The sequence below is a fragment of the Bradyrhizobium acaciae genome (assembly GCF_020889785.1).
Classification (GTDB): Bacteria; Pseudomonadota; Alphaproteobacteria; order Rhizobiales; family Xanthobacteraceae; genus Bradyrhizobium; species Bradyrhizobium acaciae.
Window position 1 is genome coordinate 1 of sequence record NZ_JACMYK010000239.1, and the last position, 6,406, is coordinate 6,406.

Annotated in this window: 2 protein-coding genes and 4 pseudogenes; 1 reads left to right on the plus strand and 5 read right to left on the minus strand. The window is 59.0% G+C overall.

The features are described from left to right. The 4 genes and pseudogenes from H8A92_RS39165 to H8A92_RS39180 all read right to left on the minus strand — a co-directional run. A partial coding sequence (locus H8A92_RS39165; protein ID WP_229200609.1) for a type 2 periplasmic-binding domain-containing protein occupies window positions 1-203 on the minus strand: 203 nt, incomplete at its 3' end. An 861-nt stretch (window positions 204-1,064) separates the two neighbouring features. Next, window positions 1,065-2,291 (minus strand): aminotransferase-like domain-containing protein, encoded by a 1,227-nt coding sequence (locus H8A92_RS39170; RefSeq protein WP_229200610.1) that lies wholly within the window; start codon window positions 2,289-2,291, stop codon window positions 1,065-1,067. Window positions 2,292-3,083: 792 nt separating this feature from the next. After that, a pseudogene (locus tag H8A92_RS39175) lies at window positions 3,084-4,045 on the minus strand (IS110 family RNA-guided transposase). Between the two features lie 69 nt (window positions 4,046-4,114). Continuing rightward, window positions 4,115-4,282: pseudogene (locus H8A92_RS39180) on the minus strand (integrase core domain-containing protein); the annotation flags it as partial. An 81-nt stretch (window positions 4,283-4,363) separates the two neighbouring features. Here H8A92_RS39180 and H8A92_RS39185 point away from each other — a divergent pair. After that, window positions 4,364-5,332, plus strand: a pseudogene (locus H8A92_RS39185) (IS110 family RNA-guided transposase); the annotation flags it as partial. Window positions 5,333-5,579: 247 nt separating this feature from the next. Here the strand turns inward: H8A92_RS39185 and H8A92_RS39190 are convergent. Continuing rightward, window positions 5,580-6,391, minus strand: a pseudogene (locus tag H8A92_RS39190) (transposase); the annotation flags it as partial. Window positions 6,392-6,406 lie beyond the last annotated feature (15 nt).

The window sequence follows — 6,406 nt, forward strand, 5'->3', positions numbered from 1 at the left end:
AAGGCGATGCTGGCACTCCTGACGGGTGACGTCTTGTCGGCGATCACCTCAACGTCCTTTTGTTGCGGATTTGGCACGCTGAATTGTCCGACGGCGAAAGCGTCGGTCCGACCGCCCAGGACTATCGCAATGCTGGGCTGAATGTCCGGAACACGCACAAGCTGATCGAACTTCACTGCTTGTTTGACCGCGTACTGGGCCAAGCCCGTGAGTGCTGCAAGCTTGATATTTGAGCTTCGCGTAAACTGAACATAGCCGGCAAGGCGCTTCGGGTTCTCGGGCAGTACATACAGGGCGTCCTGCCGCGCCGAGATAGCGCCGAAAACAAGACTATTATGCAGCGGGCTGCGGTGATAAGGAGGCCGCCCGGCGCTAAGTCGAAACGGTGTGCTTGCAGTCCGGGAATCTCCGAACCCCGCGCCACAAGAATTGTGCAAAGCTTTACCACGACCATGCTCTTAGAGAGCGAATTTCGTCACTTCAATGAGACATCCCTGCGGCTCGTCCGAACGCAAAAGGTGGAGCTGAATTGATGGCCGTCGTTCCTTCTCCAGCCCTGCGCATCGATCCGAGAAGAGAGCCTGCGTTCCGCGCTAACGTCGAAAGCGCATAGCAGGATACGAACAGCAAATCCAGCAACTACCACGCCTATGTGGCAGGCATGCCGTCGCCTCACTTCTTTCATCGCCTCACTTCTTTCATTGATGAGTTCGGATGAGGGCAGTTCGTCATCTTTGATCCATGAGCCAAGTGATCATCTATCTTAATTGGGTATGCAAGGACGAAATCTGGTTTCGTTCTTGGGCACGAGACGGCTTTCGTGCTGCTTACCCAAGTGCGGAGTTCTCGGACTTTACTCATCGCGTGCCGGCGCCCGAAGGCAATCGCCACTTCCGTTGCCAAATCTCGATAACTTAGGACGAGATCATTATCGAAGTGGACTCTTAGCCGCTTGCTATGTCCATGCCTAGACATGTACGTCGACAAACACGAACGAGACATTTTTACGATTAAGATTTGTCCAAACTGCACTCGCGCAACTTCGGATGCACAAAACCCGACTGTCAATGAATCTGACCATAGTCACACGGTCCGATTGGCTGCACATCAACCGTAGATCGCAGACTGGCATAGGCACGACCAAGCCGGTCGATGCCTTCCGTGATCCGAGCGGGCGTGCTGAAACTATAGGCGAGACGTAGGAACGAACCCGGCGCTTGTTCAGCGAAGCACCGTCGGCCCGAGAGGATGGAGACCCCCAACTTTGTGGCGCGGCGCACAAGTTCGTCGGCGTCGATCTCAGGCGGCAACTGTACCCACAGGAAATAGCCACCCTTGGGAGTACTGACCGATGTACCGGGGAGATGGTCGTGAATAGCGTCGATCATCGCGTCTCGATGAAAACGCAGGACGCTCGAGAGCCTTGCGATGTGCTGGTCCATCTTCCCATTGCGGAAGAGCTGCACAGCGATTCGTTGTAGGAACGGGCTGGTGCCGCCATCGGATTTATGCGAGGCCATTCGACGGACGATGGAGGGATCGGCGTTTACCCAGCCAATGCGCAGTCCTGCCGCCAGAATCTTGGAGGCGGTGCCTAGGCCGATTACCCTGCCGCTCTTGTCGAAGGCCTTGATCGGGGGCACCGGCTCGTCCTCGAACCGGATGCGGCGATAGGGGTCGTCTTCGATGATAACGAAGTCATACTCGGTGGCCAGCTCGACCAGTCTTTCACGGCGAGCAGCCGACATCGTGACCCCGATGGGGTTGTGGAAGTCCGGCATATCAAAAAGCAGCTTGGGCATCGGTTCGCTGGCGTCGCGCCGTGCCTGCAGTCGGTCCCGCAGGATCTCCGTATCCATGCCTTCTTCATCTTGTGGTATGGAAACGAAGTGCGCCTCGGCATGGTTGAGGATGTTGACGGCGTTCAAGTACGTTGGCGCGGTAACGATCACAGGGTCGCCAGGATCGAGGAAGGCCCGGCAGGCCAGCTCTAGCCCTTGTTTGGCGCCGTTGACGATCAAGATGTTCTCTCGGGTCGCTGCGATCCCATCCTGGCGAAGGTAGTCGACGAGAGCGTCGCGCAAGTCCTCCAGTCCATAGAGCGGTCCATATTGCAGCGTCTCGCCCTTCGACTCGGCGGCCGCCACCGCTTCCGATACGATGTCCAGCAACGTGTCGGGAAACTCGTAGCCGCCACCAAGCTCAATAACAGAGCCGTGCTTCGTCGCCGGAGCAGTAACAGAATCGCGAGCTCGTTTGGCCCAGCGATAGCGCGATGCAAGCTGATTCATATTTCTTCCTTCCTTCAGTTGTATGAGGCTGCTTGTTGGTGCCGAGCAGCTCCCCCGTCCGAATCTAAGGTCCAGAGGCCGTCCAGCCAGTACGCAGTTGCTCCTAACTTGCGATACGAGGTTTCTGCTTCTAGTGAGCGCTGCAGAGCGTCGTGAGTTGAGATCTACTGCAAAGCTCCTTTCGTTGGGATCGTGCCGACGCAGCAGTGTAGCAGAGATCCGCTACATACGGAGAGTAGATCTTCCGGCGATAAGTTGGCTTCCTGGAGCGTGTTGGCGTCGTAGTAGCCGGTAGAGCGAGCAAAGGATTGACCGATGCTCAGAGAACGCTTGAGCATACGTGCTTTGCGATTGCGCCCGGGAGCCCTTATGAATCTGAAACGCAGGAGCTGTCGCTATTGGAGTAGATCTGCAATTTACCCTCATGTGCGACGCAAAATTCGTCGGGACCGTCAGCGAGAACAGATTGTGATTGATGATCATGTTGAGCTCCTTGCGGTGGTAGCGATGGTCATCACCCAAATAAAGTGACATGTTGTCGGACAGATCAATTTACCAACATTGGTAGTTGTGGCCTCTCGTCATAGGCTCAATGTAGAAGCGCTAAGCTATGAGACACGGGGGCTCGTTGCGCGCGGCACGTGGCCGCTGGCCTCGATGAGATCCGCGGAACGAGGAGCTAAATCATGTTTGCGCGCTTGAGTGCATTGGGGGCAGTAGCTTCAATCGTTTCGGGATTTCGTCCGGTGGGTTCATCGCCTGCTGTTGCACCCCTCTGCCGGCCTGCGCCGGTCAGACCGCTGTGGCGGTCACTGCGTCCATCAGACCGCGTACCGCGGTAATCGCCAGTGGGTCGGGGCGCCAACAAATTTCGCCCTCGTTTAGAAGCGCCCAGATGATCCGCGCCGTCTTGTTGGCCTTTGCGACAGCGGCAACCTTGAAGGGCCGTCTGGCGAGAAGTGCCTCAGTCACGGCCTCGCCCGAGCATCGTTTCGGACAACCCGCAAGGCGGCGGTTGCCCGACAACGAGGAGGGAGCGGAGTTTCGGATTTTCCATCTTCGATATCCCCCAGCCGCTCTTTGCCTCCGCTTGAATGGGGTCGCGGCGTCAATCCCAGCCAGGCGGCAAAGTGGCGAGCCGACTTGAACCCGCTGGGATCCGGCACAAGCGCCTTGCTGGTCGACGCCCTGATGACACCGACACCGGGGATCGTGGTCACCGACGCATGTCCTTGTCACGCTTGGCCTCCACTTCGTCCCGTACGATCGCGACCGGCGCCTCAAGCTTTTGCTAGGCTAGCGGTGGCGATGATGCCCAATTCGGCCAGATGCGCGCGCAGCGCGTTGACCGCCTGTGTTCGCTGCCGGACCAGAAGCGCGCGAGTCTTTAGCACCATCGCGGCAGCCTGTTGCTCGGCCGTCCCAATCGGCACGAAGCGCATGGTCTTTCGGGTCACCGCTTCCCCGATGGCCTCCGCGTCGGCCGCATCCGTTTTGCCTCGCTTGACAAAGGATTTGACATAAGCCGGCGGAATGAGCCGCACCTCATGACCGAGAGCTGCGATCTCGCCGCCCAATAGTGGGCGCTACTGCAGGCTTCCCTGCCCACCCAAGCACCGCGGCAGCCTCTCAAAAACCGTAAACGTCGCTGCGCCGAAGCTTCCGGTTGAAAACGGGCGAGCCCTCGGCATCCGCCCGTGAACCGGGACAAGCTGCCTGACCAGATCCGGCCCGATGGTGATGACGTCCTTCACGGAACGGTCCCGCCTTTGTGGTGTTCGAACAACGACCACGTTCTGGCACTTTGATGCTGTTGGAGCGGGTCGGCGCGGGTGACAGGTGAAGGCGAACTCGGAGGGCGTCTTCCATCTGAGCTGCGAGTGTGGTCGTGCATCGTTGTAATCGGCCCGCCAGCATCCGAGTGCGACGCGAGCCTGGGCCAGTGACGTGAGCAGCGTCTCGTGCAATAGTTCATCCCGCAGCCGGCCGTTGATGGGAAAGACGGCCTCGCTCCCTCGGAGACGGCGATATACTGGCGATGGGCAAACCCCGCTACCAGGAGCAATTCACCAATGGAAGCCGCGACAATTGGGTCGGATATTTCGAAGCACGCATTTCACATCCATGCAGTTCATGGCCAAGGCCAAGTGACCGCTCGCCAGCGCTTTCGGCGAAGCGAAGTGATCTCGTTCTTCTCCTCACTCGCACCCTGCCTGATCGGCACCAAGGCCTGCGCCACCGCCAACCATTGGGCGCAGGAGATTCGGCAATTTGGACATGATGTAAGATTGATTCCGCCAGCCTATGTCAAACCTTATGTGGGACGGGGAGCCAAGAACGACGCCGCTGACGCGGCCGCGATCGGCGAGGCAGTCAACAGTCCCAAGATGCAGTTCGTTCCGATCAAGAGCATCGGAACCAGGGCTTCCTGATGCTTCATCGTGCGAGAGGTCTACTGGTTCGACAGCGAACAATGAGGGCTTGTACTATTCGAGCGCACTTCGAGGAGTTCGGGATCATTGTTGGGCAAGGCCAGCAAAGGGTGGATGGTCTGGTGGACCTGCTAGATGGCGAGGAACTGACGCTACCTACCAACGCCCGCATGGCACTGGCTGCGCTTGTCACTCAAGTGAAGGCGTTGGACCAGCAGGTGGAAGCCATCGAGCAGGAGATCGCTAAGCTCCAGAGGACGCAACCGATGACGAAGTTGCTCTCGTCAATTCCTGGCATCGGCCCGATCACGGCCACAGCGCTCGCCGCGACCGTTCCGAATCCAACTATGGTTCGCTCAGGGCGGGAGTTTGCGGCCTGACGCCAAAGCAGAATTCCACCGGCGGTAAGGATCGGCTCGGCCGCATCACAAAGCAGGGCGATGCCTATCTCAGGCACCGCAACGTCGTTCGGTATCCAAAGGCATTCTCACGGGTCGTATGTGGCTGGATCGAAGCTCTGCTTGGACGACGGCGACCCATGATCGTCGCTGTCGCAGTTGCCAACAAGTTGTCAGGATCGTCTGGGCGACGATGACGACCGGGAATTCTATCGGCCTAAGCGCGCGGCCTGACTTATGGTGTAAGGCAAATGACAGCGTGATGGAGTCCGGCAGAGCTGGCGATCGAGCAAGCCCGAAGAGCTTTAGGCGCAGCAAGCGCGACCCGTTGATGAGGCTTCGATTCGCGATCTCCATCAGGACCGGCGGCCATAGCATCGGTCGCACTAACAGGCCGTATACATGAACGCATCCGACCGGTATCCAAAGCGCCGCTGAAATCCCTTGCATCCGCGGGGCACTCTATACATGAAACTCTCGATGAAGGCATTCTGCATGGGCTTGCCCGGCGCAATGTAGTGCCATGCGACGCAGCTCTGATCCGCCCGTGTCACCGTTGTGGTCAGCTCGCTGCCGTTATCGCTGACCACCATTTTCGGCTTGCCGCGCTCGATCACCAGCCGGTCCAGTTCCCGCGCCACCCCGGTGCCCGAGAGCGAGGTATCGGGCACCAGCGCCAGGCACTCGCGGGTGCGGTCATCGACCACGGTCAGGATGCGGAAGCGGCGGCGGCAGGTCACTTGATCCGACATGAAGTCGAACGACCAGCGGTCGTTCTGCGCTAGCGGCTCCGTCATCAGCGCCCGGGTCCCGATCGCCCGCTTGCGGCCGCCACGGCGACGCACCGCAAGCTTCTCTTCCCGGTAGAGCCGGAACAGCTTCTTGTGGTTGATTGCATGGTCCTCCCGCTTGAGCAGAAATGCAGGCGCCGGTAGCCGAAACGGCGGCGCTCTTGGGCGATCGCTCGCATGCGTTGGCGAAGGCCGCCATCGTCCGTCCGGATCGCTCGATATCTCATCGTCATGCGGCAGCTGCCGATGGTTTTACACGACCGCCATTCGCTCATCCCCTTCAGTCGCGTGTTCTCATCCTCCAGTGCCTTCAGCCGCTTGGCCTCCGACACCTCCATCCCGCCAAACTTCGTCTTCCATTTGCAGATGCTGGCGTGGTTGACGCCGTGCTTGCGGCACAGGTCGGCGACCGAAACGCCGGCCTCGTGTTCCTTCAAAATCTCGACGATCTGCTCTTCCGAAAAGCGGATGGGCTTCATGCACCGGTCCTTGTC